Raw genomic sequence first — 25,595 nt, 5'->3', positions numbered from 1 at the left:
CACTCACGCCACGTCCATCAACAGCGGGATATCCGACTCGGCCATACTGAGCGAACCATGGACGCTCGGCAGCCGGGTCGCCTTATCGGTCTGGGTTCTGGAATCCACGATGGTCACGCGCCCCGCCGCATGGACGAGCACATCACCAATCATGGGCCTGACCCGGTCATCAACAGGTCCGAACATCCCCGAGGCGATAGCCTGCGCCCGCGTACGCACCACGGCACGCTCCCCGAGGATGTTCTGCCAGCGTTCCGCAACCTCATCGGGGTCGGCGTCGTCCTCGGTGTACAGCATGACCGCGCGCGGCTCGCCGCCGACCAGACGCACCCCACGGGCGAGATCAGGCTGCTCGGCGATGTCGATACGCTGATCGGGATCGACCTCGATCATGCCGTGGTCGGCGGTAATGACAATCAGCGTGCCCCGGGGCGCACGCCGACGCAGCAGATGCAACTGCGCGTCCACCCCCTCGAATGCTGCAATCCAATGGTCGGAATTCCACCCGTAATTGTGCCCGACCTTATCAGTGTCCCTGATGTACAGGTATGTCAGCCCCGGCTCCCGGGCGGCCTCGCACGCCAATCGCACCCGGTCGGTCGGCCTGATGCTGCCGTGGTAGTCCGGCCCGCGCAACGCGGCACGGGTGAGCGGGGAATTCGAGAATTTCGGCAGCCCGACACTGGTCACCCGCACACCGCGACCGGAAAGCGTCTCGAACACGGTCGGCATCCGTTGCAGATCCTGCGGGTCGGGGGCGTCGCGGAACTGGATGAGCTGGCACAACTGCCTGGTTGCGGGGTTGCATTGCGTATACCCGGTCATGCCGGTCAGCCCCGGGCAGGAACCGGTTCCAAAGGTCGCCATGGCCGCCACCGTGGTGGACGGCGAGCATGTGCTGATAGGCCGGCTGTTCACACTATCGGCGAGCAGCGAGCGCAGATACGGGGCATGTCCGATCCGTGACGCGATATTCCAGTAGCCCAGACCGTCCACGAGCACGACAATGACACTGGAGGCGCGTGGCATGCCCATCGCGTCGCGCAAGGCCGCCGGATCGGCGTGGACGCGGGTCGTCACAGGGCTGCCGATCGCATCGGATACCGCAGGCAAAACCGATGAGAGGTGAAGCGCCCCGCCGCGCGCCACACCGCCGTCACCATAGACCGCAGGGGACGTCAATCGCAGCAATTCATCACTATCCGGCACTTCGACACTCATATGCACCATTGAAGCACCGCGACCTGAAAATGGCATGCTGGGTGGGCTTGAGGGTAGAATAGTCCGGTTATCTGTGAAGGAGAGCACATGGCATCACACCGCAAACCGGCACGCCCGTCGTATGATCCGCGTTCGGTCAAGGAGAACATCGTCGAAACGCCGTTGAAGGACGAAATGAGCAAGTCCTTCCTCGAATACGCGTACTCGGTGATTTACGCGCGTGCTCTCCCCGACGCCCGTGACGGTTTGAAGCCCGTGCAGCGTCGCATCATTTACCAGATGGGGCAGATGAACCTGAACCCGGATCGGCCATACATGAAATCGGCCCGTGTGGTCGGCGAGGTGATGGGCAAGCTTCACCCGCACGGCGATTCCGCGATTTATGAAGCCATGGTGCGTCTCGCTCAGCCGTTCGCGATGCGTCTGCCGCTGGTGGACGGGCACGGTAATTTCGGCTCGCTTGACGACGGCCCCGCGGCCTCGCGATACACCGAGGCGAGGCTGGCGCCTGCAGCGCTCGGCATGAACGCGGACATCGACGAGGACACCGTTGATTTCACCCCGAATTACGACAACAAGCTCAAGGAACCGTCTGTTCTGCCGTCGGCCATCCCGAACCTGCTGGTCAACGGTGCGTCCGGCATCGCCGTCGGTATGGCGACCAATATGGCCACGCACAATCTGGGCGAGGTCGTCCAAGCAGCGAAACACCTGATGCGCCACCCCGATGCCACGCTTGAGGAGCTCATGCGCTATGTGCCGGGGCCTGACTGGCCGGGCGGCGGCATCATCATCGGCCGTGACGGCATCCGGCAGGCGTACGAGACCGGCCGTGGCGCGTTCGTCACCCGCGCGGCGACACATATCGAGAATGTGACGGCCCGCAAGAAGGCGATTGTGGTGACGGAGCTGCCGTTCATGGTCGGCCCGGAACGCGTGCTGGAACGTATTTCCGAAGGTGTGAAGAACCGCCGTATCGAAGGCATTTCCAGCGCAATCGACCTGACGGATCGGCATAACGGCACGCGGCTGGTCATCGAAATCAAAACCGGGTTCGACCCCAATGCCGTGCTTGCGCAGCTGTTCAAGCACACGCCGCTTGAGGACAGCTTCACCATGAACAACGTCGCGCTTGTCGACGGGCGCCCGCACACCATGGGTCTCAAGGAGATGCTCGAGGTGTGGATCGCGCACCGGCGCAATGTGATCCGGCGCCGCAGCGAATTCAGACGCAAGAAGGCGTTGGAGCGTCTGCATCTGGTTGACGGGTTGCTGCTCGCGCTGGTGGATATCGACGAGGTGATCCAGGTCATCCGCACCTCCGACGACGCTGACAAAGCGAAAACCCGTTTGATGGCGGTGTTCGACCTTGACGAGGTGCAGGCGCAGTACATTCTCGACTTGCGGCTTCGCCGACTGACCAAGATGAGCCGGATCGAGCTGGAGGCCGAGCGCGACGAGCTCAAGCGCAAAATTGAGGAGTTGGAACGTATTCTCGGCTCCGACGAGGAGCTTGACCGTGTGGTGGTCGAGGAAATGGACCAGGCGGTCGCCCAATGGGGTACGCCGCGGCGCACGGTGCTGCTCGACCTCAATCCCGACGGGTCGCTCTCCCCTGTCCCGGTGCAAGGCCGCAACGAGGACGGGGTGCAGGACACGGCGTTGGAAGCCATCCATGCGGCATCCCGCGTGTCGGCAGCCGCGGAGGATGTCGCCGCTGCAGCGGCTGCCCGCAAAGCCGGCAATGAAGAGGATGCGACCGCGGCGCTGCAACTGGACGACACGCCGTGCGCGGTGATGATGAGCGCGTCCGGGCTGATCGCTAGAACCGCGGCGAGCGCCGTCGACGTGTGGAAATCCCATGCATCCGGCGGGATGGAAGACGACCGGCGTCGCGCCGCGGACGACCAGATTGTCACGGTGTTCCCTACCACGACCCGGTCGCGCTATGGTCTGGTCACCTCCGCCGGGCGTCTGGTGCTCGCGGATGTGGCCGAACTGCCCGCCCTGCCCGCGCAGGACACGCTGTCGGCGGCCGGCGGAGTGCACGCCGAGGAACTGCTGCGTTCTACGGAAAGCACCGACCCGGTCATTGGGGAACGAGTGGTGACGGCTGTGTCGATGTCGGATGACCAGCCGCCGCTCGCCATCGGTACGCTCAACGGCGTAGTCAAGCGCTGGAACCGCGAATCGCCGACCACGATGGATTCCTGGGGCATCATCGATTTGAAGGACGGTGACAGCGTAGTGTTCGCTGCCCCGGCGTCCGATGAGGACCGTCTGGTGTTCATATCATCCGATGCCTCGCTGCTCACGTACGAAGCGGGCAATGTCAGGCCGCAAGGGCGTACCGCGGGCGGCATGGCGGGCATCAGGCTGGCCGAAGGCTGCCATGTGGTCGCGTTCAACACGATTGAGGCCGGCAAGATCGCCTGGACCTATGAGGAAGGCGACAATGGCCTGTTCTCCGCGTCCGGAGCGGTGGTGCTGACGGTTGCCGGCGATGCCGAAGCGCTGCCCGGAACCGATAACGGGGCAGCGAAGGTCACACCGCTGGAAATGTACCCGACCAAGGGCCGCGGTACAGGCGGCGTGAGGTCGCAGCGCTTCCTCAAGGGACAGAACGCGCTGCTGTTCGCCTGGGTGGGCATGTACCCACTGCATGCAAGCACAGAGCACGGCACCCCGGTGGAGTTGCCGAAGCCGGATATGCGTCGCGACGGTTCGGGTGTCGAACTCGCCGCCCCGATTGCCTTCGCCGGCTGAGCTGAACCCTATTTTCTGCTTCTGCCGACGCTGAGGAGCGTCCCAGCGCCGGCAGAAGCAGAAGAAGTCGAGCTTCGCCGTTCATACCCACGCGGTTCAGGCGTCTGCACGCTGACGCCGAAGCACCTCATGCATGGCGGTCATCACAGCGAGCAGAACCAGCAGATACCACGGGTAGGTGGCAATGGATGTGTGTTGCGCAATCAAGCCGAACAACGGCGGCATAACCATAGAACCCATGTATGCGCAGGCCATCTGCACGCCGACAATGGCCTGTGACAGATCAGCTCCAAAATACGCCGGCGTCGAATGGATAACACACGGATAGATCGGCGCGCAGCCGACGCCGGCGAGCACCAAGCCGCAGCACGCCGGAACCGTTCCGGGCAACGGAAGTACCATCAGCACCAGCCCAATCAACAGGATCGCCTGTCCCATGCGAATCATCGTAGGGTCGTCGAACCGCATGGTCAGGAATCCACTGATGCCACGGCCGGCAGTAATCCCGAGGTAGAACAGACTCGCCCAGCTCGCGGCGAGGACCTTGTCGACCCCGTGATACATCACCAGATAGCTGCTCGCCCACAACCCGGCGGTCTGCTCGATGGCGCAATAGCAGAAGAACATGAGAAGAATCGCCTTCGCGCCACGGATTCGCAGGACCCCGCGGGCACCAAGCGGCTTTCGCGCTGCGACGGCGCCGGCATCATCCGTAGCGGAAGACGCGTTGTCTCTCATGTTGTTCTGTCTGTTCTTCCACAACGGCAGGCTGAGCACGATAATTGCGGTCAGCACAATCTGGACAATGGCGATATACCGGTACCCCCAATGCCAGCCTTGACCGCGGGATAGCGCGAAGCCCATGATATACGGTCCGGCGGTAGCGCCGAGCCCCCACATGCAGTGCAGCCAGCTCATATGCCGACTCGCGTAGTGTAGGGCGACATAGTTGTTCAATGCGGCGTCCACTCCCCCAGCCCCGAGACCATACGGTATGCCGATTGCGAGCAGGATCCAGTAGTTCGGCGCGAATGAGAATCCGAGCAGCGCCGCGGCGGTCAGTCCGACACTGGCCGCCGTCACCACGCCCGGGCCGAATCGAAGCGTCAAGCGATCCGACAGGAGCGCGGAGACGATGGTGCCTGCGGAGATCACCATCGATATGCCGCCCGCCCATGACATCGGTACCCCGAACTGTTGGTTCATGGACGGCCACGCAGCTCCAAGCAGTGAATCAGGCAGGCCGAGGCTGATGAAAGCGAGGTAGATTACAGGAAGCAACAGATTGAACACGCCGGTCTTCTCCTCTCGTGGTCCGTGCCAGTTGATGATTGTCTGCGCCGGGAGGCTCCCTCGACGTCGGCAGAACGTTACCACCCTGTCTCCACCGACGCTCACACCCTGCTCAACGTCGGCAGAAGCAGGGGGAGTCAGGCTTCGTTCGCGACATCATCCCCGTCATCTTCGCGGACCCATTGCAGTACGTCGCCCGGCTGGCAGTCGAGCGTGCGGCAGATGCCTTCGAGCGTGGAGAAGCGGATTGCCTTGGCCCGGCCGTTCTTGAGCACGGAGACATTCGCCGGCGTGATGCCCACCTCTTTGGCGAATTCCCCTACCGACATACCCCGCTGGGCGAGCAGGACATCGAGATTGACCTGGATCGCCATTCAAATCACCGCCTGAAGTTCGTCACGCTGCGCCGTGGCCGAGACCAGCAGGGCGCGCAGGACGATGATGAGCAGCAGCATTGCGAACAGTCCCAAGGCGACGAGCAGCGCACCCAACGGCACGGCGAGTGGTTTGAGATGCGCGATGAACGCGGTATGCACAAACAAGGCGAGCGCGATGATTGCGGCGATGCTGACGCAGGCGATGATGATATCGACCCAGATCAGGGAATCATGTGTGAATACGATGCCGCGGCCCGACAGCGACGCCAGTTTCCATACGGCGACCAGACCGATTTCGAAACATGCGAGCGCTGCGATCACCGCCAGCAGGTAGCCGGTCGCATATGGCGCGTATTGCGGGGCGTCCTGGGCGCTGCGCCGTGCGACAAGCGGCAGGGCCCATATCTGCGCGGCAACGGACATGGCGATGAATACGACCAGCGCGACTTTGAGTACCACAATCACGACCGGGCTGATGCCGCTGTCTGAATCCGCGGCTTGTTGCACTGCGGATGGATTGTCGCCCAGATCGTCCAACGCAGCCGGTTCGTTGTGTCTGCTGCGCACAGACGGCTTCCCATTGTGCTGCCGTGGATGCTGCGGCTGTTCGATTGCCATGGATGCCTTCCTTCCTCACACGGCGGTTGCCGCGTCGGCATGTCCAGCATAGCAGTATCGATAAACGAGAGAAACATATCGTTTCTCGATGTGTAATTTCTGTGATAAATCGATTATCGATAGACATGTATCGACATTCGATACTTACGATGAGGATATCCAAGGTCGAGAAGGAGCAACCATGACATCGCCAACACCATCGCAGCATCAGGGCGAACCAGTACATCAGACCCAACAAACACAGGCACAGCAGACACAGGCGCAGCAATTGTCTCGACCCGTGCAACAGCAGCATCCCATGCCACCGGCACGGCCGTATCCGCACGGGGCTGCCGGCACACCGTACACTACCCCGCCCGCAGTGCCCTTCGCACCAAGACACGACCCGCTCGCCGCCCCCGACGGCTCGACACCGGCCGACCGCAGGCTCCTCGCCATCACCAGCGCGGCGATCATCCTGCCGATTCTGTGCGACCGTCTCGTGTTCGCATGGTCGGACGCCAACACGTATACGCCATGGTTCGACGGGTTCTGGCTCGCCGTTATCGCCACTGTCACCGTCCTGTTCTTCCGCACCGCGCATCGCAGCCTCATGTGGTGCTTCACCACCATCGCCACGGCGATGCTGTGCGCCTATGCGATTGCGATGCATGCGGCCGGCAAAATCGACGACAGCTGGGTGACCACCACCTTCCTCGCCGTTCCATGCCTGTTGATGATGACGTTGCAAATCTCGGATGGCGGCTTCGACCCCCACCACCCATGGCTGACCGTCAAACGCTGGCTGCTTGGATGGATTTCTCCCTTCACCAAACTCAATGCGGTCGGCTCGACGCTCAGTCACGCCCAACACGCTATACATGCATTCTCATCGAAGAATGACGACAATACAACCCCATCGGATAGCGATAGTACACGCAGCGAGTCGCATGTTGGACAAATGACCACAGCCCGCCGCATCCTGCTTATCATCGTGGTCGCCGTTCCCCTGCTCGTCGCGCTCACAGCGCTTCTGGCTTCCAGCGACCTGGTGTTCAATTACGCGCTGCGCCGCATGATCGGATCGATCGACATCTCCGAATTCGTGTGCCACGTGCTCATCATCGTGTTCCTGTTCCCCTTCTGCCTGTCCATCCTCGCGCAGACCGAAGTCACCAACCGGCTGCGCATGCACGCGTGCACGCCGGCGACCGCATCCGCCGCCCAGCCCAGCCAAGACAAACACGCCTTCGACACGGCAGTGGCCGCCGTTGTCCTCGCACTGGTACTCGTCCTGTACGCTATGTTCTGCGTGATCCAGTTCGCCTTCCTGTTCAGTGGCAGGCAACTGCCCGACGGCTACACCTACTCCCAGTACGCCCGGGAAGGATTCTTCCAGCTGCTCGCCGTCGTATGCGTGAACCTCGCCGGCTACGCGCTGATCCTGTGCCGGGTACGCCACACCGCTCCCCTGACCGGTATGCTCATCGTGCTGATCGGCGAAACCGGGGTCATGCTTGCCTCGGCTCTGTGGCGCCTGCACTTGTACATTGGCGCGTATGGGCTCACCTGGCTGCGTTTGGAATCCCTGACCTTCATGTGGATGCTCATCGCCGTGCTCATCCTGTGCCTCGTACGCCTGTTCGTGCCTCGTCTGCCGCTGGCAACCATCGGTTTCATTCTCGTGGTCGTATGGTATGTGGCACTGGTGCTGTCGAATCCGAACAACATCATCGACGCCTACAATCAGGCGCGTCAGATCACCGACGCGATATGAGCGCCAGCCGCTGAGCACGGTCCAGCCGGAACGGCACTAGACTGGAGACCATGTCTTACCGCATCGCATTCGTATTCGATGACACGCTCGACGTGCTCGACGGCGTGCAGCAGCATATCGTGACCCTGGGCAAGGAACTCGCCCGCCGCGGCCATGACGTGCATTACCTGGTCGGGCAGACCGAACACTCCCCTGTACCAAATACGCACGTCATGTCACGGAACGTGATGGTGAGCGCGAACGGGAACCGCATGCGCATCCCCCTGCCGGCAAGCCGCCGGCTCATCGCACGCACGCTTGCGGAAGGCGATTTCGACATCTTGCACGTTCAAGCGCCTTACAGCCCGTTCATGGCGGGTCGGGTGCTCAAGGCGGCGTCGCCGAATACCGGCGTCGTGGCGACCTACCATATCGCGGTCAGCGATCCGTTATCCGCCATCGGCGGGCTGGCGCTTGGGGCGATCAACGCGCACACTCACCGGCGCATCGACGAAGTCATCGCAGTGTCCGATGTCGCGGCGCGCTATGCGGCGCTGACCGCACATACGAACGCACGCGTCATCGCCAATCCGGTGGATGTGGCCATGATGCGCGATCGGGCTGCCGCTGTCAATGTCGGTACATTGGACGGTGACACCATCGCCCCGCATATCGTGTTCCTCGGCCGTTTCGTCAAACGCAAGGGCGCGGATATCCTGCTTGATGCAATCGAATACGGCGAACGACATCGGCTCTTCCCCGCCGGCACCCATGTGACGATGGCCGGCAAGGGCCCGTTGCTCGAGGAATGCCGGCGCCGGGCCGCCGGGTTCGACACGCCGGTCACCTTCACCGGATTCATCGAGGAATCCGCCAAACCCGCCCTGTTGCGCAGCGCCGATGTCGCTGTCTTCCCCGCGACGGGCGGCGAGTCCTTCGGCATTGTGTTGCTGGAGGCAATCGCCTCGGGCGCGAAAGTCACGCTGGCTGGAGACAATCCCGGATACCATTCCACACTGCTGGGCGACACCGATGCGCTGTTCCCCGTGCGCGGGCGCGAAACCGCGCGGATACTGGCACAACGCATCGCGCGCGCCATCGATGATGCCGCATGGGCGAAACAGGTGCATCGACGCGAGGAACTCCTGCTTGAGCGTTATGACGTGCGCACCATTGCCGACCAGGTCGAACAGGTGTACGCGCAGGCGATTGCCAAGCGCCGGGCAGGTCGGGCAGCCTGAGAACACAGCCTTCGCAGAACAGCCCGATACAACGATTGAGGCCACACAACAGGCGGGGATCGGGATGCCCGCAAACCCGGCCCGATGCGGCCTCAATCGTAATACCGGCATCCGCCAGCGGTATTCACGCACACGCCGGCGGACACCAAGCGCGCCAAATCAGGTGTCGATCTTGCTGCGATCGAAATCGTCCGCGTTCTCGACGATGAACTGCCGTCTCGGCGGCACCTCCCCACCCATGAGCAGGTCGAAAATACCCGCCGCCTTCTGCGCGTCCTCCATGCGGATGCGCCGCAGCATGCGCGAGCGCGGGTCCATGGTCGTGTCCGCCAGTTGGTCGGCGTCCATTTCACCTAAGCCCTTATACCTCTGGATGTCGGGGTTGTAGTCGATATGCCGGCGTTCAAGGTCGGCGAGCTTGCCGGAGAGCTCATCGTCCGAATACGTGTAGATGAACTCGCCCTTGTGCTTGCCAGCGAGCGCGATGCGATGCAACGGTGGGACAGCCGCATATACGTGGCCGGCTTCAATCAGCGGCCGCATATACCGGTAGAACAGCGTGAGCAGCAGGATGCGGATATGCGCGCCGTCAACATCGGCATCGGTCATCATGATGATCTTGTTGTACCGTGCCTGGCTCAGGTCGAAGCTCGCGCCGGAACCCGCGCCCACCACTTGGATGATCGAGGCGCATTCCTTGTTGGACAGCATTTGCGACAGGCTCGCCTTCTGCACGTTGAGAATCTTGCCTCGGATCGGCAACAGGGCCTGGAAGCTTGAGTTTCTGGCGGCTTTCGCCGTGCCAAGTGCGGAATCGCCCTCGACGATGAACAGTTCGGCGATATCGTCGTTGCCGGGCTGGCAGTCGGAGAGTTTCGCCGGCATGGATGCGGCTTCGAGCGCGTTCTTGCGGCGGGTGACCTCTTTGGTCTTGCGCGCCTGGATGCGCGCGTGCATCTCGCCGACAATCTTCTCGAGCACCCTGCCGGACTGCTCTTTGTAGCCTCGTTTCGAGCCGGTAATCATCTCGCCGAACTGCTGCTCGGTCATCTTCGAGACAATCGGGCGCACCGGGGCCGTGCCGAGCACGTCCTTGGTCTGTCCTTGGAACTGCGGTTCTGCGATACGCACGGTGACGACCGCGACCAGGCCAGCGAGGATGTCATCGCGTTCCACGCGGGTCTTGGCGTCCTTGAGGTTGACTTTCAGCTTGCGCGCATTATCTTCGACGGTTTTGCGAATCTGCTTGGTGATGCCTTGCAGGAACCCGTCGACGTGCATGCCGCCGCCCGGAGTCTCGACGACGTTGACGAAGCTGCGCAACGTGGTGTCATAGCCGTTGACCCAGCGCAGGGCGATATCGACTTTGCAGGTGCGCTCGATGTTCTGCGCGTGCAATTCACCTTTACTGTCAACAGCCTGTGTTTCCTCGGTATAGGTGTCTTCGCCGCTGATGCGCCAGATATCGCATACCGGTTCGCCTTTGGACAGGAAGTCGACAAAATCCTTGACGCCGCCGGTGTGGAGGAATTCCTCGACCCTGCGGTGGGGGCGCGCCGCGGATGCGAGGACTGCCTGACTTGCCGCCTGCGCTTCGCGATTGTCGGTGGTGTCGTCCGCCGCAGTATCTTCGACTTGCCCGGTGTCGGAGTTGTCGTCAGCATGGTCTGCCTTGTCGATACTGTCAGCGCCGTCGGAACTGTCAACGTCGCCGATACCTGCCTCGGTATCGTGTCCGAGCGTGTTCCCGGCAATGCCCGCGGCGTTCTGAGGCGTGTCGATTTCAAGCATCGCATCGACGGATGCATCGCCGGTTTCAGGGATGTTCTCGTCGATGACGGTGATTTTCAATCCAGGAACAAGGAAGGTTGTCTGACGAACCCGATCGATAAGCTGCTCATAGCTGAACCGCGCGGTATCGTTGAAAATCTCCGGGTCGGCCCAGTAACGGATACGCGTGCCCGTGGTCTTCGGCGAGACCTTGCCGATGACTTCAAGCTCAGTCGCACGGTTCTTGCGCGTGCGTTTGAACGGGGAGTCAGGCGATGGCTTGGACGGGTCGGCGTCCTGGTAAACGCCGGGATGCCCTTGATGGAAGGCCATGTGGTAGGTCTTGCCGTTGCGGTCGACTTCGACGTCGAGACGGGAGCTCAACGCGTTGACCACGGACGAACCCACACCATGCAGACCGCCTGCCGCATTGTAAGAGGCGTTGCCGAATTTCGCGCCGGCGTGCAGCTTGGTCAGGACGACCTCGACGCCCGTCAGACCGGTTTTTGGCTCGACATCGACTGGGATGCCTCGACCGTTGTCGTCGACCTCGATCGAGCCGTCGGTATGCAGGATCACCTTGATGTCGTTGCAAGCGCCCGCGAGCGCCTCATCGACGGAATTATCGATAATCTCCCACAGGCAGTGCATCAGGCCCTGGCTGTCGGTCGTGCCGATATACATACCGGGGCGTTTGCGCACCGCGTCGAGCCCCTCGAGCACGGTCAGGCTGTCGGCGCTGTAGTTTTCCTTTGCCATAATCCCCATTCGTTGTCTTGCGTTTCGTTTCCCGCCGTCGCCCGTCCGTATGCGTGCCGCTCTGACAATCATGAGCGGCACACATACGGCGTCACGTCACTGGTCGAGGAAGTCGCGCAGGGTCTGCGAACGCGAGGGGTGACGCAGCTTCGACATGGTCTTCGATTCGATTTGGCGGATCCGCTCGCGGGTCACGCCGTACACACGCCCGATATCGTCCAGCGTCTTGGGCTGGCCGTCTTCAAGGCCGTAACGCATCTTGATGACGCCCGCCTCACGCGGCGACAGGGTTTCCAGCACCTGCTTGAACTGCTCCTGCAACAGCGAGAAGGCCACGGCGTCGGACGGGGCGATAGCATCGGTGTCTTCAATCAGATCGCCGAATTCGGAATCGCCGTCCTCACCGAGCGGGGTGTGCAGGGAAATCGGCTCACGGCCGTACTTCTGCACTTCCTGCACCTTCTCGACCGGCATGTCGAGTTCGCGTGCCAACTCGTCGGGCGTAGGTTCACGGCCAAGATCCTGCAACATCTGCCGCTGGACACGGGCGAGCTTATTGATGACCTCGACCATGTGGACGGGCACGCGGATCGTGCGCGCTTGGTCGGCCATGGCTCGTGTGATGGCCTGGCGAATCCACCACGTGGCGTAGGTCGAGAACTTGAAGCCTTTCTTCCAGTCAAACTTCTCGACCGCACGGATCAAACCGAGGTTGCCTTCCTGAATAAGGTCAAGGAACAGCATGCCGCGGCCGGTGTAGCGCTTGGCCAGCGACACAACCAGACGCAGGTTCGCCTCGAGCAGGTGGTCCTTGGCCTTCTTGCCGTCAGCCGCGGCCCACTTGAGTTCGCGCTTGCGCTTGAAGCTCATGCCTTCGCTCTCGGTGTCCAGCAGATGCTGGGCGTACAGGCCTGCCTCGATTCGCTCGGACAGATCGACTTCCTGTTCGGCGTTCAGCAGGCTGACCCGGCCGATCTGCTTAAGGTAGTCCTTGACCGGATCGGCGGTGGCCCCAGCCGCAATGACACGGCGCTTGGGGTTGCCTGACGGGGTGAGGTTGTCATCGTCATCGTCGTCGCGCATGACGAACGCGCCCTTGGCCTTCGGCAGGACTTCGGGCTCGCGGTGCTTGGGCTTGTTCTCCTCGTCATCCTCGGAGTCGTCCTCGCCCTCCTCGTCATCCTCGTCGTCAGAATCGATGTCGTCGTCAAGGTTGTCGGGATCGTCGCCTTCGTCGAGGTCGTCGAAGTTCTCGATGTCCTCGTCGTTGATGTCCTCGTCCTCGTCGTCGAGCTGCGTCTCGTCATGTTCGGCGGCGGCTGGCTCTGTGCGCTTGGCGGTACGCTTGCGCGGCGTCTTGGTAGCGGTTGCCGTGCGGGATGCCGTTTTCTTGGCCTTCGGCGCCGTGCTCTCACCGCCCGACGCCTTCGCCGCCTTCGATGTCTTCGCACTCTTCGCCGCCGCGGTCTTCTTGGCGGATGCCGACGTTGCGGACCTCTTGGTCGCCTTGGCCGGTGTCGCAGCCTTCTTCGCCGCGCTCTTGCGGGTGGATGTGGTCTTTTCGGTCTGATCAGCGTCCTTCTTGCTTGCCGTCGTTTCCTTGGCCAAACTTATCCTCCTGCGTGTTCCCGCCATACCGCGGCCAAACGAAGGGCGCAGTTATGGCAAGGGCAAATCGTCAACTATAGAAGTTAACCATCTTTCGTGGACGAATATTCCCGCGCAATTGCGACAGTGAGGCGAGATATTGCCGCCTGCACACGATGTCACAGGGAGCACCACTGCGGTTTCGTGCCGTTGCCCAGCGCGTCGATGACGATGCCGGCGAGCGTGCACGTGGGGTCGAGACGCAGGGCGATTCGCGCGAAGATATCCGTTCGCTCATCGTCTCCCCACCACAACAGATAGGCCAGACACGCCGCGATATTCGACCGGTAGGACACCGGCACGAGTTCAATCATGCGATCAAGCATCTTCGCGGAGGCGCGCAGACAACCGATACGCGGGACGGCCTTGGGCTCGTCGAACGCTTCGGTGAGCAGCCTGCCCATCGTCACTGCATTACTGGGACAGGACGGTTCCGCAGCGAACCGCAGCAACGTCTCCTGATCAATCGGATCGATGCTGACCGACGAGACGATCAGAGCGTCACGAATGGCGATATTCTGCCGCATCCCCACCGCAAGTCTGATCAGAAGCTGGTCATCGGCAGGCAGGTGCGACCCTCCCTCACGCTGGTTACGATGCCACATCTGCAATGCCTCACCAACCCACAGCCGAGTGCCGATAACAACGCCTTCCTCATGACGCAATCGCCGGTATCGCGCATTCTGGAAGTCAACCCAGGCTTCAGGCAACAGCCCGGGCGATTTCCACGCCCTCCACGTCCCTTCCGGCTCGGGCAACTCCTCCCACCGCCGCAACGGCAAGCGGCCCCCTTGCGAATACCAGTATCGTGGAAAAAGCCGCGAGGCATCCGCCCCGGGCAGCGGCTCACCCTTTTCATATGTCCATTCCCAGTAGCGTGCCAACGCGTTGAAAACCAGCCGACTCATTTGTGGCTGTGTGCCGTCCTTGTTGTCGTCTTCCATGGTTCCCCCATCCCCCAGGTCGATGCCGGGACTTCGTGCGGACACCCCGTGCATCCGCCCTTGTTCAGCTTGCAGTGCGGCGATAGCGTCCGTCCAGCGTGGCAGACGAATGTGGTCAAAAGATGCGAACCGCCATAGGTATCGCTTCGCTGTCGCCTCGCCGCACCAGCCGCGCCCGCCGGAACATCCCGCTCGTCGGCGCTCGCCGCGTTCATTACCGACCGCAGGGTTGATTGCCAACCGTCCCCGTGCGACACGCCCTCTGCCACCCGCCGGGAATGTCGCAACGCTGTGGATACCCTCGTAGATATGAGCATGCCGTCAGATCTGGAACGTATTGAACAGCGCATCGATGACCTGGTCCGCGAACACCTCGCCGTGCCCGACGCCGAAATCGCCGCGTCGTGCCGAGATGTCCTCCACGAGGTCGCCACGCAAGCGGTCGTCTCAAGCCAAGGAGGCAAACGGCTCAGAGCCCGCCTGGCGCTCGCCGCGTTCGATGCCGCAGGCCTTCCGGTCACGTCGCAGGCACGGGATGCGATGACCGACCTCGCCTGTGCGATCGAGGTGTTCCAGACCGCCGCGCTTGTCCATGACGACATCATCGACGATTCGGACCTGCGCCGGGGCAAGCCGAGCGCTCATCGCGCGCTCGCACATCAGACGCACAGCGAATCCATCGGCCGTGGCCTGGGGCTCATGCTCGGAGACATCCTCGCGACCGTAAGCATCTCGATCGCCAACGCCGCGGCATCGTCGCTGGGCAATCCCGACACGCTGCGTTCGGTGTTCCTGGGCATGCAACGCGATGTCAGCGTCGGCCAGGTGCTTGACCTCGCGGTCGAGCTCACCCCGTTGAGTGACCCGGCACGCCTCGCGGATGCCTCACTCAACGTTTTCCGTTGGAAAACCGCCAGTTATACGACTATGGCACCGCTGCAACTGGGATTGACGGCTGCGGGGACCGACCCGCAGGTCGCAGGGCCGCTCAGCGAACGCGTCGGCAAGCCGCTCGGCGTCGCATTCCAGCTTGCAGACGACTTGCTTGATGTTATCGGGTATACGAAAAACACCGGAAAACCCGTCGGCGGCGATATCAAAGAAGGCAAACGCTCCGTTCTGCTCGCCGACGCACTCGCTTTGTCGAACGCCGATGACCGCAGCGAACTGATCGACATGTACGAGGCCCCCTCGCGCGACGCACGGCAGGTGCGCCGCGGCATCGAAATCTTCACCACGAGCGGGGCAGTCGAACTCTCACGCGAACGGATCCGCAAGCTGTGGGCGCAAGCCGGCCAGGCCATTGCCGAAGCAGAACTGCCGCAGACCTCACGCGACATGCTCCTCGAGGCGTGCCGCACCTTCATCCCCGATTCCTGCCTGTGATCCGGCGGCAACGTTCGCAGGCCCCGGCAGCCGGCGAGTAGCCCGAGGCATGTAGACTAGTGTCATCACCATTGAGTAAAGGGCCTGCGAACATGACTGAAACTGCGAACGAAGGGCAGATCATCGACGACCGGTACCGTATCGTGCGCAAAATCGCCGACGGCGGCATGGCGACCGTGTATGAGGCGATTGATGTGCGTCTTGACCGGCATGTCGCTGTCAAAGTGATGCATGCACAGCTGGCGCAGGGGCCGCATCGCGAACAGTTCGTGGAACGATTCCATCGTGAGGCTCGGTCCGCGGCGGCCATTGCGAACCCGCACATCGTCCAGGTCTACGACACCGGGGAGATTGACGGCCGCAACTATCTGGTCATGGAATACGTCCATGGCGTCAATCTGCGCTATGAGATGAACCAGCAGGGTCCGTTCACCGTGCGCGAGACCCTGCGCGTCGTCGCGGAGACGCTGGATGGGCTTGCAGCCGCGCATCGCGCAGGCGTCGTGCACCGGGATATTAAGCCGGAGAACATCTTGCTCAACGACCGCGGCCATGTCCAGATCACCGATTTCGGGCTGGCGAAGGCCGCGTCGCAGGCCACGCTGTCCACGACGGGTATGCTGTTGGGCACGGCAGCCTATCTGGCACCGGAGATGATCGAGAACAACCAGGCCACACCTCAGGGCGACCTGTATTCAGTAGGCATCATGGCCTGGGAGATGCTTGCCGGTGAGCCGCCATTCCAGTCGGATAACCCGGTGACGATGGTGTTCAAACATGTGCACGAGGACGTTCCCCCGGTGATTACCCGCTGCCCGGGCATCGAACCGTCCGTCTCTGAATTTATCGCGCAACTGACGGCACGTTCGGTTGAGGACAGGCCAGCGGACGCCATGGAAGCGCAACGACTCCTGCGCACAGTGATTTCCGGGATGCCGATGGAGGCTTGGCTGTACCGGCGGTCGGACGATCCTATGCGCGACGAATCCACTGGCGACGGCGAATCCCCGTTGGCGCCCAACGGTTTGGTCGCCCCGCGCGGCGAGAACGGGCATGATGCCGCGGCATCAACAACGTCAGTGGCACAGTCGGATTACCCGCCGCAGCCGCCGGCACCGTCGTCACCGTCGTCACCGTCGTCATCCGCGGCGACGTCCGCCGACATGTCCCCCGACATGTCCCCCGACACATCTGTCACAACACCAACGGATGGGCGTTCCGGCGCCGCTAACACGCAGGATACGCGTACCCGCATCCTTGCAACCGACTCGAACGCCGCAAGGAGGCCGCGCAGCATCACCAGCCAGGACGCCTTCACCCAGGCGATCACCACAACCGACACATCGGATATCGAGCCTTCCGGCGTCGCGGAGCATTCCCGTGGCGGGCGGCCACGCAGCAAGGTTCCAATCATCGTCGCCGCCATCATGGCCGTCGTGCTCGCCGCCGGCGCAGGATGCGGCGCATGGTGGTATTATCTGGGCCCCGGCAGCTACTGGACCATGCCGAAACCCACTGATCTGACATGCAAAACAGGCAAGACCTGCACCATCAAGAATGTCAGCTGGAGCTCGTTCCGCAGCACGCTCAACGTTGCCGGAATCCCTTATTCCGTCGCCCAGGAATACAGCGATACCGTCGAAGAGGGCAACATCATCTCAACCACGCCGTCCACGGTCGGCGCGCATATCAGCAAACGCAGCGCGGGCAATGTGAAAGTCACCGTGTCCAAAGGCGTGCGGCAGGCGACCATTCCCTCAGATATCACCGACCCATCGACCGACAACGGAAAGGACCCCCTGACCGCCCTCGAAAAGGCTGGCTTCACGAACATTTCGCATAATATCAACGATGACGAGTATTCGCTGACCGTTCCAAAGAACGCCCTGCTGAGCATCTCCCCCGACCCTGGCACCACGATGGAACATAACGACAGCGTGGTGGTGAAACTCTCCTTGGGACCGATGCCGGTCAATATGCCGGATGTCGTCGGCAGAACCAAAGACGAGGCGCAGGCCTTGTTCGACAGCTTGCAGCTCAAGGCCGCCTACGGCGAGGAATATAGCGATACCGTGCCAAACGGCAGCATCATCTCGGCATCACAGACGGTCGGCACCCAACTGCACTGGGGAGACACCGTCGACGTCGTGGTTTCCAAGGGCCCACAGATGGTGACGCTGCCTGATGTAACCGGCAAAAGCACCAGCGATGCGACTGCGGCCTTGCAGGCGCTCGGTTTGGAGGTGAAGGTCAGCGCCCCGCTTGGCGACTTGACCCACACCGTGCGGTTGCAGTCGCCGTCCGCCGGTCAGCAGGTGCGTGTCCGGGACGCGAACGGCAACAAGACTGTGATCACACTGACTGTGGTGTGACCGCCGCGGACTGCGCCTCCTGTTCGGCCTTCATCCTTGCCTTGACGGTCTGCGCATACTCGTCGACATACTCCTGTCGGCTCATCTGCGCGATGGCGCGAACCACCCGATCAGTCAGCTCACGCAGCTCCTCATGCGTCACATCCTGCGGGTCCTTGCGCTCGACCGGAATCGGCGCACCGTATATCACTTTCGATTTGCCTTTGTTTGGAATCACCTGACCGGGCTTTTGCAGGTCGCGAGACCCGATGATCGCCGTTGGAATAATCGGGCAACCGGTTTCGAACGCGAGACGAGCCGCACCAGTGTGCCCGCGATACAACCTGCCATCGGGGCTGCGGGTGCCTTCGACATGGATGCCGAACAGGTGGCCGTCTTCAAGAATCTCCTTGGCGTGGTTCAACGCGCCCAAGGACTTCGATCCTCCCGAACGGTCCACCGGGAACACGCCCACGGACGTGAACCACCACTTCTTGAAGCGGCCCTTAATGCCTTTGCCTTCGAAGTATTCGGCCTTGCCCATGAAATGAATCATGCGCGGGCATGTCATCGGCAGCAGCGCGTCATCAATGACCGCAAGATGGTTCGCCGCGATAATCGCCCCACCCTTGCGCGGAATATTTTCAAGCCCTTCGACAGTTGGATTGAACCGACGCCTTGCGATCGGACCCAAGGTCCGGACGAAAAACCAGTAGAGCACGAGGGCTCTCCCTCCCAGCGACTTGACTTGACGCTCGTTTACAGTGGTACCTATGACTGAGCACAACAATACCAATGCGTCAGGAGAGCGTCCAATACCCGGGCCCGGCGAAGGCTCGCAAGGCAGCTCCTCCCCCGGCGAGCCGCTTGACGAGGCATGGGAGGCGTTCGCTCACGATCACGCACGCGATCTCGAGGACGTGGAGCGGTCTCGAAATGCGAAACGATTCGAACGACACGCCCGCCGTGCTGAGAAGAAAGCGCTGCTTTCGGTCGATGACCTCGATCAGGGCACTTTCACCGACGATGCCATCGGGGCCGGTCGCGGCCCGCGAGACAACACGAGCTCAAGTTGGTTGGACACCGATGACGTGATGGACCGCTACAGCGACCGCTTCGTGCCGCCGACTTCCTTCGCGCCCACGCCGCACAGCATCATCCTGTTCACCGCGTTGACAGTCATCGGTGTGTTGGGGATCATCGCCTCGGTGCTTGTGCCCAAATTCACGGGAATTATCGGAACGGTCTGTGCAATCTGCTTGCTGCTTGGCATTGCCGGATTAGTGGCGAGCCGACGGGGGCATGTCCATCACGACAATCCGTTCGATGATGGCGCCCGTGTCTGACTGAACGGGTGAAAGCAAGAACGCACACACCCTGCTAGGGGAAACGCCTGGACTTGTGCGGAAATCCAGAGGGGCTGTCCGGAGGTTTCCCGGACAGCCCCTCTGATATGTATCCGAAGGTGATGTATTTTCGAAGATGATGTGCATCCGGAGGTCGGATACATACACGGACTAGCGCTGCGGCTGTGCCAGCGGCAGGGTTGCCAACGACAGGGTTGATGTCACTGCGTCACACCCATGCCGCCGTGGGGTGTGACGCTGGCTGTCGATTGTCTCGTTGGCCGGCGCGTCACACGCCACGTCATAGCCGCACCACGGCGTGAATCATGCTCGCTTGGACTGCGCGAGCTTGACCCAACGCTCCAGCAGGTCCTTCGCCTTGCCGGAATCAACGGCTTCCTGAGCAAGTCCGTACGCCTGACGGAAGCGATCAGTAAGCGACCCATCGGCGATGAGATGGCCGTCGGCGACGATGGCGGAAGCGGCGTTAAGCAACGCGGTCGTCCGCGAAGCAACCGGCTTGCCATCAAGGAAGTCCCTGAAAATGCTGGCATTGAGCTCAGGCTCGCCGCCGCGAAGCTGTTCAGGGGTCACCGGGTCAAGGCCAAGCTCGGTGATGGGATTGAATTCGGTGGCCGTGACCTTGCCATCTGCAATCAGCCACACGGAAACCGGGCCGGTCGGAGCCATCTCGTCAAGGCCTTCGCTCGAGGTGTACACCATGCCGCTTTGGCCGCGATTGGCGTACACTTGCGCCATCAGCGGGCTTAATGTGCGGTCTGCGCAACCGATGGCGACATGCTTCGGATTCGCCGGATTCGTCAGCGGCCCCAGCACGTTGAATACGCACGGGATTCCCAGCGCTGAGCGGACCGGGCCGACAAAGCGCATGGCTGGGTGGAAAGTCTTGGCGAAGGCGAAGGTGATGCCGATTTCATCGCCGATTTCCGTCACTGCTTCCGGAGCGAGATCAAGCGGAACACCCAAGGCCTCGATGACATCGCCTGAACCGCACTTCGACGATGCGGCACGATTGCCGTGCTTGACGATTTTGACTCCTGCCGCCGCGGCAACCACGGCGCCCATGGACGACAGGTTCACGGTTGCGGCTTTGTCGCCGCCCGTTCCGACGATATCGGTGGTTTCGCCCGAGACGTTGAGCGGCACGGCGTGAGAGACCATTGCCTTTGCTGCGCCTTCGATTTCGTTCGCGGTCAGGCCAAGCTGCTGCTGGGTTGCAAGGACGGCGCCGACGCATGCAGGATTGGCATTGCCGTTCATGAGATCGTTGACGAACCACCAGGACTCGTCCGCATTCAAATGATTGCCGTTGACGAGTTCTGCGAGAATCGATTTCCAAGTGATCTCGGTCATCATGCCCTCCTGTGCATCTGATGTTATTGTTTGTGGCTTATTGTATCGATTTCATGTGTTCTGCCTTGTGAACGTCCACATTCTGAGGCTTCTACCGGAAATTCGTGCGATGTCAGGGCAATTGCGGCAGTCAGTCCGGGTTGACCGGCACCGCTGATGCGGCGGATGATGTTCAGGGACGTGCAGATTTGCATCATTCGCATATATATCGTCCGCATATGCAAAACGGACGGCGGCGCCACCATGGGTTTCCATGATGACGCCGCCGTCCGTTAATCAAATCACGCCGACCGCTATTCGGAGCGATCAGGCCTTCTCGTTATGGCCGTGGCACATCTTGTACTTGCGCCCCGAGCCGCACGGGCACGGCGCGTTCTTCGGCGTGCCCGGGAAGGTGCGGCCGTCCGCCCACGGGCTCTTGAGCTCGTCGCTCTTGGGTCGCTTGCTGGCGGGCAGCTTGACATCCTCGTGGCTGATCGGTGCAGGGCCGACGACACCGGGCTCGCGATGCTCGGCCGCATCGTCCTCATCAGCCGTCTCGTCGGACTCGCTGGGATCTTCCGGAGCGGAGCTGACGGTCGTGGGCTCGTCCTCGGCGTCAGTCGAGGTGATGCCGACCGCCGCTTCGGCCTTGTCCACAGCGACATCCTCATCATGCTCGCTGGAGATGTCCTCGTTCTGCGCAACTTCCTGGATGTCGACGTGGAAGAGCAGCTGAATGGTCTCTTCCTTGATCGCCTCAATCATCTGGTTGTACATCTGGTAGCCTTCGCGCTGGTATTCGACGAGCGGGTCACGCTGGCCCATACCACGTAGGCCGATGCCGTCCTTGAGATAATCCATCTCGTAGAGGTGTTCGCGCCACTTGCGGTCGAGCACGGCGAGGACCACACGACGTTCCAGCTGGTGCAGCGCCTCTTCGCTGAGCTTCTCGCCCAGTTTCGCATAGGATTCCTTGGCGGAATCAACGATGAGCTTGCGCAGAGCCTCGGAGGCCTTGTCGCCCTTGAGACCGCTCACAGCCTTCTTGGCTTCGTCCTCATCAACCGTGATGGTCACGATCTGGGACAGCGCCTTGAACAGGCCGTCGAAATCCCAATCCTCAGGCTTGGCGGAGCCGCGGTTTGCGCCGCGGATGTAGCTGGCGACGGTCTCGTCAATGAAGCGCAGGATGTCCTCGTGGATATCCTCGCCCTTGAGCACGGCCTGACGCTCGGCGTAGATGACTTTGCGCTGCTTGTTCATCACGTCGTCATACTTGAGGACGTTCTTACGGATTTCGAAGTTGCGCGATTCGACGGCCTTCTGCGCGTTGCGCACGCCCTTGGACACGCTCTTCGATTCGATCGGCAGACCTTCCGGAAGACCGCGGGACATCACACGCGCAACAAGCTGGGTGTTGAACAGACGCATGAGGTCGTCCTCGAGGCTCAGGTAGAAGCGGGATTCGCCCGGATCGCCCTGACGGCCGGAACGGCCGCGCAGCTGGTTGTCGATACGGCGAGACTCATGGCGTTCGGTGCCGAGCACGTACAGGCCGCCCAGCCTGGCGACTTCGTCATGCTCGTCCTTGACCTGTGCCTTGACCTCGGCCAGCGTGCCGGGCCAACGCTTCTCGTACTCCTCCGGGGTGTCCTCGGGCGAGTAGCCTTCCTTCTTGAGCTTGGCGTCGGCGAGGAACTCTACGTTGCCGCCGAGCATGATGTCGGTACCACGGCCGGCCATGTTGGTGGCAACCGTGACTGCGCCCTTGCGACCGGCGACCGCGACGACCGCGGCTTCCTTCGCATGATGCTTCGCATTGAGCACCTGATGAGGAATCTTCGCCACATCAAGCAGCGAGGAGACGACTTCGGAAGATTCGACCGATGCGGTGCCCAGCAGAACCGGCTGACCCTTGGCATGGCGCTTGGCGACGTCCTCGATAATCGCGTGCAGCTTTTCTTTCTTGGTGCGGAAGATCAGATCGTCCTGATCCTTGCGGATCATCGGTTTGTTGGTCGGAATCGGGATCACACCGAGCTTATAGGTGCCCATGAATTCGGCGGCCTCGGTCTCGGCGGTACCGGTCATGCCGGCGAGCTTGTCATACATGCGGAAGTAGTTCTGCAAGGTGATGGTCGCGAAAGTCTGGTTCTCGGCCTTGACCTCGACGCCTTCCTTCGCCTCGATGGCCTGATGCAGGCCTTCGTTGTAGCGGCGACCCGGCAGGATACGGCCGGTGTGCTCGTCGACGATGAGTACCTCGCCGTGGGTGACCACGTAGTCGCGGTCGCGAAGGAAGAGCTCCTTGGCCTTGATTGCGTTGTTCAGATAGCCGATCAACGCGGTATTGCTGGGCTCATAGAGGTTATCAATGCCGAGATAATCCTCAACCTTGCTGATGCCCGGGTCAAGGATACCGACGGTCTTCTTCTTCTCGTCGACCTCGTAGTCCTCGTCTCGGGTGAGCTTGGGGACCAGACGCGCGAACTGGCGGTACCAACGGGTGACATCGCCCTCGGCCGGACCGGAAATAATCAACGGGGTACGGGCCTCATCAATCAAGATGGAGTCGACCTCATCGACGATGGCGTAATGGTGGCCGCGCTGCACAAGCTCGCTCTTGTCCCACGCCATGTTGTCGCGCAGATAATCAAAACCGAACTCGTTGTTCGTGCCATACGTGATGTCGGCATTGTACTGTTTGCGGCGCTCCGGCGGCTTCTGGTCGGTGACGATGCATCCGACGCTCATGCCAAGGAACCGGTAGACGCGGCCCATAAGTTCGCTCTGGTAGCTGGCGAGGTAGTCATTGACCGTGACCACGTGCACGCCCTTGCCCTCAAGCGCGTTGAGGTAGCTCGGCAGGGTCGCGACCAAGGTCTTGCCTTCACCGGTTTTCATTTCCGCGATGTTGCCCCAATGCAACGCCGCACCGCCCATGAGCTGCACGTCGAAGTGACGCATGCCCAACGTGCGCTTCGACGCTTCGCGCACCGTGGCGAACGCCTCCGGCATAATGTCGTCAAGGCTCTTGCCGTTGTCAAGCTCCTGCTTGAACTTGGCGGTCTGTCCTTTAAGTTCCTCGTCGGAGAGGGCCGATATCTCGTCCTCAAGCGCATTCACCGCTTTCGCGACGTTTTCCAGCTTCTTCAGCTGGTGGCCTTCACCCATGCGTAGGGCCTTGTCGACGATGTTTACCACGTTTCGCTCCCTAGTTCATTCAGCACGACGAGCGCGGCGGGCTACCCAGTCCGCACACAACTCATCCCATAGTACGCGACGGAGGGGATTTTACACTCCCTGCTCCAATTGCGCCGACACGGGCGGGTCGTGCGCCCGGCCGGCATGACGGGAGCCCGCGTGCACTGCAACGCGGGCTCCCGTCGCTATATTTCTACGGAACCGCTATCGAGCGGCCGGTGTTCAGACTTCCTTCTTGGCCTTGGCCACGTTTTCGGCGGTGTCGATCTCGAAGACGCCGTAGCTCCAGCCGTGACGATGGTAGACCACCGACGGACGACCAGTCTCCTTGTTGACGAACAGGAAGAAGTCATGGCCGATCAGCTCCATCTCATACAGGGCCTCGTCGATGCTCATCGGTTCAGCGATGTGCAGCTTGCGACGGATGACAATCGGCGTGTCGCCAACCTGGACCTCAACGGATTCACCCGGCCCCAAATCGGATGCCACCGCAGCCTGCGGGCTGTTGTTCGGCTCCTCTTCCTTGGGCTCCTCCTCGTCCGGGGTCTCAACCGGTCCAAGATCGACCGGAACCGGGTTGACATAGCCACGACGGTGATCCTTGCGGCGATCACGGGCACGACGCAGACGGAGCGTCAGCTTGTCAAGAGCCATGTCGAGAGCGCTATACTCATCGGAGCTCGACGCTTCGGCGCGGACTACGGTGCGTCCGGCCACCACGGTGATCTCAACGCGCTTGGCGGTATCTGCCTGACGCGGATTACCCTCGTGGGTCACGACAATCTGAGCGCGCTGGGCGTCCGGAGCGATTGCGGTCACACGATTCATCTTGCTTTCAACGACGTCACGGAATTTCTGACTGACCTGCGTGTGACGTCCGGTGATGACGATTTCCATGTGGACCTCCTAGCCTCAAGCGGTGTTACCCGCTGTGTGTGGGTTGTCCCGAACTGCGTCTTCGCCGTCCGGGTATGTCTTATTGTAGCCGAATACTTCGCAAAGTGAAGACAATTCGCTCTCGGGTGTCGGAATTTTTCTCGTCATCGTGCTGTATCGGGCGTGTGCTTATAATGGTGATTCTGAGACCCCATGATGGCCGCGGTCAATATGACTGAGGAACTTCCGGGCTCCATAGAGCACGATGGCGGATAACATCCGCCCAGGGTGACCTGAGAGATAGCGCAACAGAGAACAGACCGCCCGGCTTCGGCCGAGTAAGGGTGAAACGGCGGTGCAAGAGACCACCGGGCTGCTGGTGACAGCAGCCGCATGGCAAGCCTCATCGGGAGCAAGGCCAAGCAGAAGACGTCAAGGGTTGCTCGCCCATGTCTTCGGGTAGGCTGCTAGAGCCTGGCGGCAACGTCAGGTCGAGATGGATGGCCATCCGTGTGGAGACACACGACAGAACCCGGGGTATGTGGGGTCTCGTCCACTTCCAGGGCCCGCCACTTCGGCGGGTCCTGTTATATCCGGCGGCAGTTGGCATGCCGGCGTATCGGGTATCGGTGTATCGGGTGTCGGTATATCGGGTATCGGGGCGTATAGGCCAACACACGTTCCAGAGCCGGCGCTCCTGCAGCT

At 61.6% G+C, this 25,595-nt stretch carries 16 protein-coding genes, 1 other RNA gene and 2 pseudogenes; 7 read left to right on the top strand and 12 right to left on the bottom strand.

The window, feature by feature from the left end:
• Positions 1-3: 3 nt before the first annotated feature.
• On the bottom strand, positions 4-1,221 hold the full coding sequence (locus tag CQR48_RS03620) for an alkaline phosphatase family protein (RefSeq protein ID WP_101452043.1): 1,218 nt from the start codon (positions 1,219-1,221) through the stop codon (positions 4-6).
• Between the two features lie 87 nt (positions 1,222-1,308).
• On the opposite strand from CQR48_RS03620, the gene CQR48_RS03615 reads away from it, so the two are divergent.
• Positions 1,309-3,987, top strand: coding sequence for a DNA gyrase/topoisomerase IV subunit A (locus tag CQR48_RS03615; RefSeq protein ID WP_015450270.1), 2,679 nt, complete (start codon positions 1,309-1,311; stop codon positions 3,985-3,987).
• Between the two features lie 96 nt (positions 3,988-4,083).
• Here the strand turns inward: CQR48_RS03615 and CQR48_RS03610 are convergent, their stop codons facing one another.
• The 3 genes from CQR48_RS03610 to CQR48_RS03600 all read right to left on the bottom strand — a co-directional run bounded on the left by CQR48_RS03610 (position 4,084) and on the right by CQR48_RS03600 (position 6,275).
• A complete protein-coding gene (locus CQR48_RS03610) occupies positions 4,084-5,280 on the bottom strand; it encodes an MFS transporter (protein ID WP_101452042.1) in 1,197 nt (398 codons plus the stop codon).
• Positions 5,281-5,417: 137 nt separating this feature from the next.
• Complete coding sequence (locus tag CQR48_RS03605; protein WP_015450268.1) at positions 5,418-5,654, bottom strand: helix-turn-helix domain-containing protein; 237 nt, start codon at positions 5,652-5,654, stop codon at positions 5,418-5,420.
• The gene (locus CQR48_RS03600) at positions 5,655-6,275 is read right to left on the bottom strand and encodes a DUF2975 domain-containing protein (protein WP_101452041.1); all 621 of its coding nucleotides are present in this window, start codon (positions 6,273-6,275) and stop codon (positions 5,655-5,657) included.
• Positions 6,276-6,456: 181 nt separating this feature from the next.
• Between CQR48_RS03600 and CQR48_RS03595 the strand changes: the two genes are divergently transcribed.
• Both CQR48_RS03595 and CQR48_RS03590 read left to right on the top strand, forming a co-directional pair.
• Entirely contained in the window at positions 6,457-8,031 is a 1,575-nt protein-coding gene (locus CQR48_RS03595) for a DUF4153 domain-containing protein (protein ID WP_180334527.1), read from the top strand.
• A 50-nt stretch (positions 8,032-8,081) separates the two neighbouring features.
• On the top strand, positions 8,082-9,251 hold the full coding sequence (locus CQR48_RS03590) for a glycosyltransferase family 4 protein (RefSeq protein WP_101452039.1): 1,170 nt from the start codon (positions 8,082-8,084) through the stop codon (positions 9,249-9,251).
• A gap of 159 nt (positions 9,252-9,410) precedes the next feature.
• Here CQR48_RS03590 and CQR48_RS03585 read toward each other — a convergent pair whose 3' ends face one another.
• From CQR48_RS03585 to CQR48_RS03575, 3 genes are all read right to left on the bottom strand, one after another.
• The gene (locus tag CQR48_RS03585) at positions 9,411-11,780 is read right to left on the bottom strand and encodes a DNA gyrase/topoisomerase IV subunit B (RefSeq protein ID WP_101452038.1); all 2,370 of its coding nucleotides are present in this window, start codon (positions 11,778-11,780) and stop codon (positions 9,411-9,413) included.
• A 96-nt stretch (positions 11,781-11,876) separates the two neighbouring features.
• On the bottom strand, positions 11,877-13,415 hold the full coding sequence (locus CQR48_RS09315) for an RNA polymerase sigma factor (RefSeq protein WP_033492416.1): 1,539 nt from the start codon (positions 13,413-13,415) through the stop codon (positions 11,877-11,879).
• 131 nt (positions 13,416-13,546) lie between these two features.
• Positions 13,547-14,371, bottom strand: a complete 825-nt coding sequence (locus tag CQR48_RS03575) for a DUF4192 family protein (protein ID WP_015450262.1) — start codon at positions 14,369-14,371, stop codon at positions 13,547-13,549.
• 309 nt (positions 14,372-14,680) lie between these two features.
• Here CQR48_RS03575 and CQR48_RS03570 point away from each other — a divergent pair, with 309 nt between their 5' ends.
• Positions 14,681-15,757: a polyprenyl synthetase family protein gene (locus tag CQR48_RS03570; protein WP_101452035.1), complete on the top strand. Its 1,077-nt coding sequence runs from the start codon at positions 14,681-14,683 to the stop codon at positions 15,755-15,757.
• Between the two features lie 92 nt (positions 15,758-15,849).
• Positions 15,850-18,129 (top strand): protein kinase domain-containing protein, encoded by a 2,280-nt coding sequence (locus CQR48_RS03565; protein WP_101452034.1) that lies wholly within the window; start codon positions 15,850-15,852, stop codon positions 18,127-18,129.
• Here the strand turns inward: CQR48_RS03565 and CQR48_RS03560 are convergent.
• Positions 18,110-18,829, bottom strand: a complete 720-nt coding sequence (locus CQR48_RS03560; RefSeq protein ID WP_101452033.1) for a lysophospholipid acyltransferase family protein — start codon at positions 18,827-18,829, stop codon at positions 18,110-18,112. The two genes, CQR48_RS03565 and CQR48_RS03560, sit on opposite strands and share 20 nt — an antisense overlap.
• A 52-nt stretch (positions 18,830-18,881) precedes the next feature.
• Here CQR48_RS03560 and CQR48_RS03555 point away from each other — a divergent pair, with 52 nt between their 5' ends.
• Entirely contained in the window at positions 18,882-19,454 is a 573-nt protein-coding gene (locus CQR48_RS03555; RefSeq protein WP_101452032.1) for a hypothetical protein, read from the top strand.
• 324 nt (positions 19,455-19,778) lie between these two features.
• Here CQR48_RS03555 and trpD read toward each other — a convergent pair whose 3' ends face one another.
• The 4 genes and pseudogenes from trpD to hpf all read right to left on the bottom strand — a co-directional run bounded on the left by trpD (position 19,779) and on the right by hpf (position 24,911).
• Positions 19,779-20,828, bottom strand: a complete 1,050-nt coding sequence (gene trpD, locus CQR48_RS03550) for an anthranilate phosphoribosyltransferase (protein WP_101452192.1) — start codon at positions 20,826-20,828, stop codon at positions 19,779-19,781.
• A 306-nt stretch (positions 20,829-21,134) separates the two neighbouring features.
• Positions 21,135-21,323 (bottom strand): annotated as a pseudogene (locus CQR48_RS09455) (SEC-C metal-binding domain-containing protein); the annotation flags it as partial.
• Positions 21,324-21,508: 185 nt separating this feature from the next.
• Positions 21,509-24,014: pseudogene (secA, locus tag CQR48_RS03545) on the bottom strand (preprotein translocase subunit SecA); the annotation flags it as partial.
• A gap of 222 nt (positions 24,015-24,236) precedes the next feature.
• Positions 24,237-24,911: a ribosome hibernation-promoting factor, HPF/YfiA family gene (hpf, locus tag CQR48_RS03540; RefSeq protein WP_101452030.1), complete on the bottom strand. Its 675-nt coding sequence runs from the start codon at positions 24,909-24,911 to the stop codon at positions 24,237-24,239.
• Between the two features lie 183 nt (positions 24,912-25,094).
• Here hpf and rnpB point away from each other — a divergent pair.
• An RNA gene (gene rnpB, locus CQR48_RS03535) (RNase P RNA component class A) lies at positions 25,095-25,446 on the top strand.
• The last annotated feature ends 149 nt before the right edge of the window (positions 25,447-25,595 follow it).

This window comes from Bifidobacterium thermophilum (genome assembly GCF_002846655.1).
GTDB classification, from domain to species: Bacteria; Actinomycetota; Actinomycetes; order Actinomycetales; family Bifidobacteriaceae; genus Bifidobacterium; species Bifidobacterium thermophilum.
Note: the sequence above shows the minus strand (reverse complement) of the source record. Positions and strands in the feature narration are given on the sequence as shown.

Coding starts and splice junctions, on each gene's coding strand:
- CQR48_RS03575 (WP_015450262.1), bottom strand. CDS start 14,371: ATGGAAGACGACAACAAGGACGGCACACAGCCACAAATGAGTCGGCTG.
- trpD (WP_101452192.1), bottom strand. CDS start 20,828: ATGACCGAGATCACTTGGAAATCGATTCTCGCAGAACTCGTCAACGGC.
- CQR48_RS03600 (WP_101452041.1), bottom strand. CDS start 6,275: ATGGCAATCGAACAGCCGCAGCATCCACGGCAGCACAATGGGAAGCCG.
- CQR48_RS03605 (WP_015450268.1), bottom strand. CDS start 5,654: ATGGCGATCCAGGTCAATCTCGATGTCCTGCTCGCCCAGCGGGGTATG.
- CQR48_RS03570 (WP_101452035.1), top strand. CDS start 14,681: ATGAGCATGCCGTCAGATCTGGAACGTATTGAACAGCGCATCGATGAC.
- CQR48_RS03595 (WP_180334527.1), top strand. CDS start 6,457: ATGACATCGCCAACACCATCGCAGCATCAGGGCGAACCAGTACATCAG.
- hpf (WP_101452030.1), bottom strand. CDS start 24,911: ATGGAAATCGTCATCACCGGACGTCACACGCAGGTCAGTCAGAAATTC.
- CQR48_RS03615 (WP_015450270.1), top strand. CDS start 1,309: ATGGCATCACACCGCAAACCGGCACGCCCGTCGTATGATCCGCGTTCG.
- CQR48_RS09315 (WP_033492416.1), bottom strand. CDS start 13,415: ATGGCGGGAACACGCAGGAGGATAAGTTTGGCCAAGGAAACGACGGCA.
- CQR48_RS03565 (WP_101452034.1), top strand. CDS start 15,850: ATGACTGAAACTGCGAACGAAGGGCAGATCATCGACGACCGGTACCGT.
- CQR48_RS03585 (WP_101452038.1), bottom strand. CDS start 11,780: ATGGCAAAGGAAAACTACAGCGCCGACAGCCTGACCGTGCTCGAGGGG.
- CQR48_RS03620 (WP_101452043.1), bottom strand. CDS start 1,221: ATGAGTGTCGAAGTGCCGGATAGTGATGAATTGCTGCGATTGACGTCC.
- CQR48_RS03590 (WP_101452039.1), top strand. CDS start 8,082: ATGTCTTACCGCATCGCATTCGTATTCGATGACACGCTCGACGTGCTC.
- CQR48_RS03555 (WP_101452032.1), top strand. CDS start 18,882: ATGACTGAGCACAACAATACCAATGCGTCAGGAGAGCGTCCAATACCC.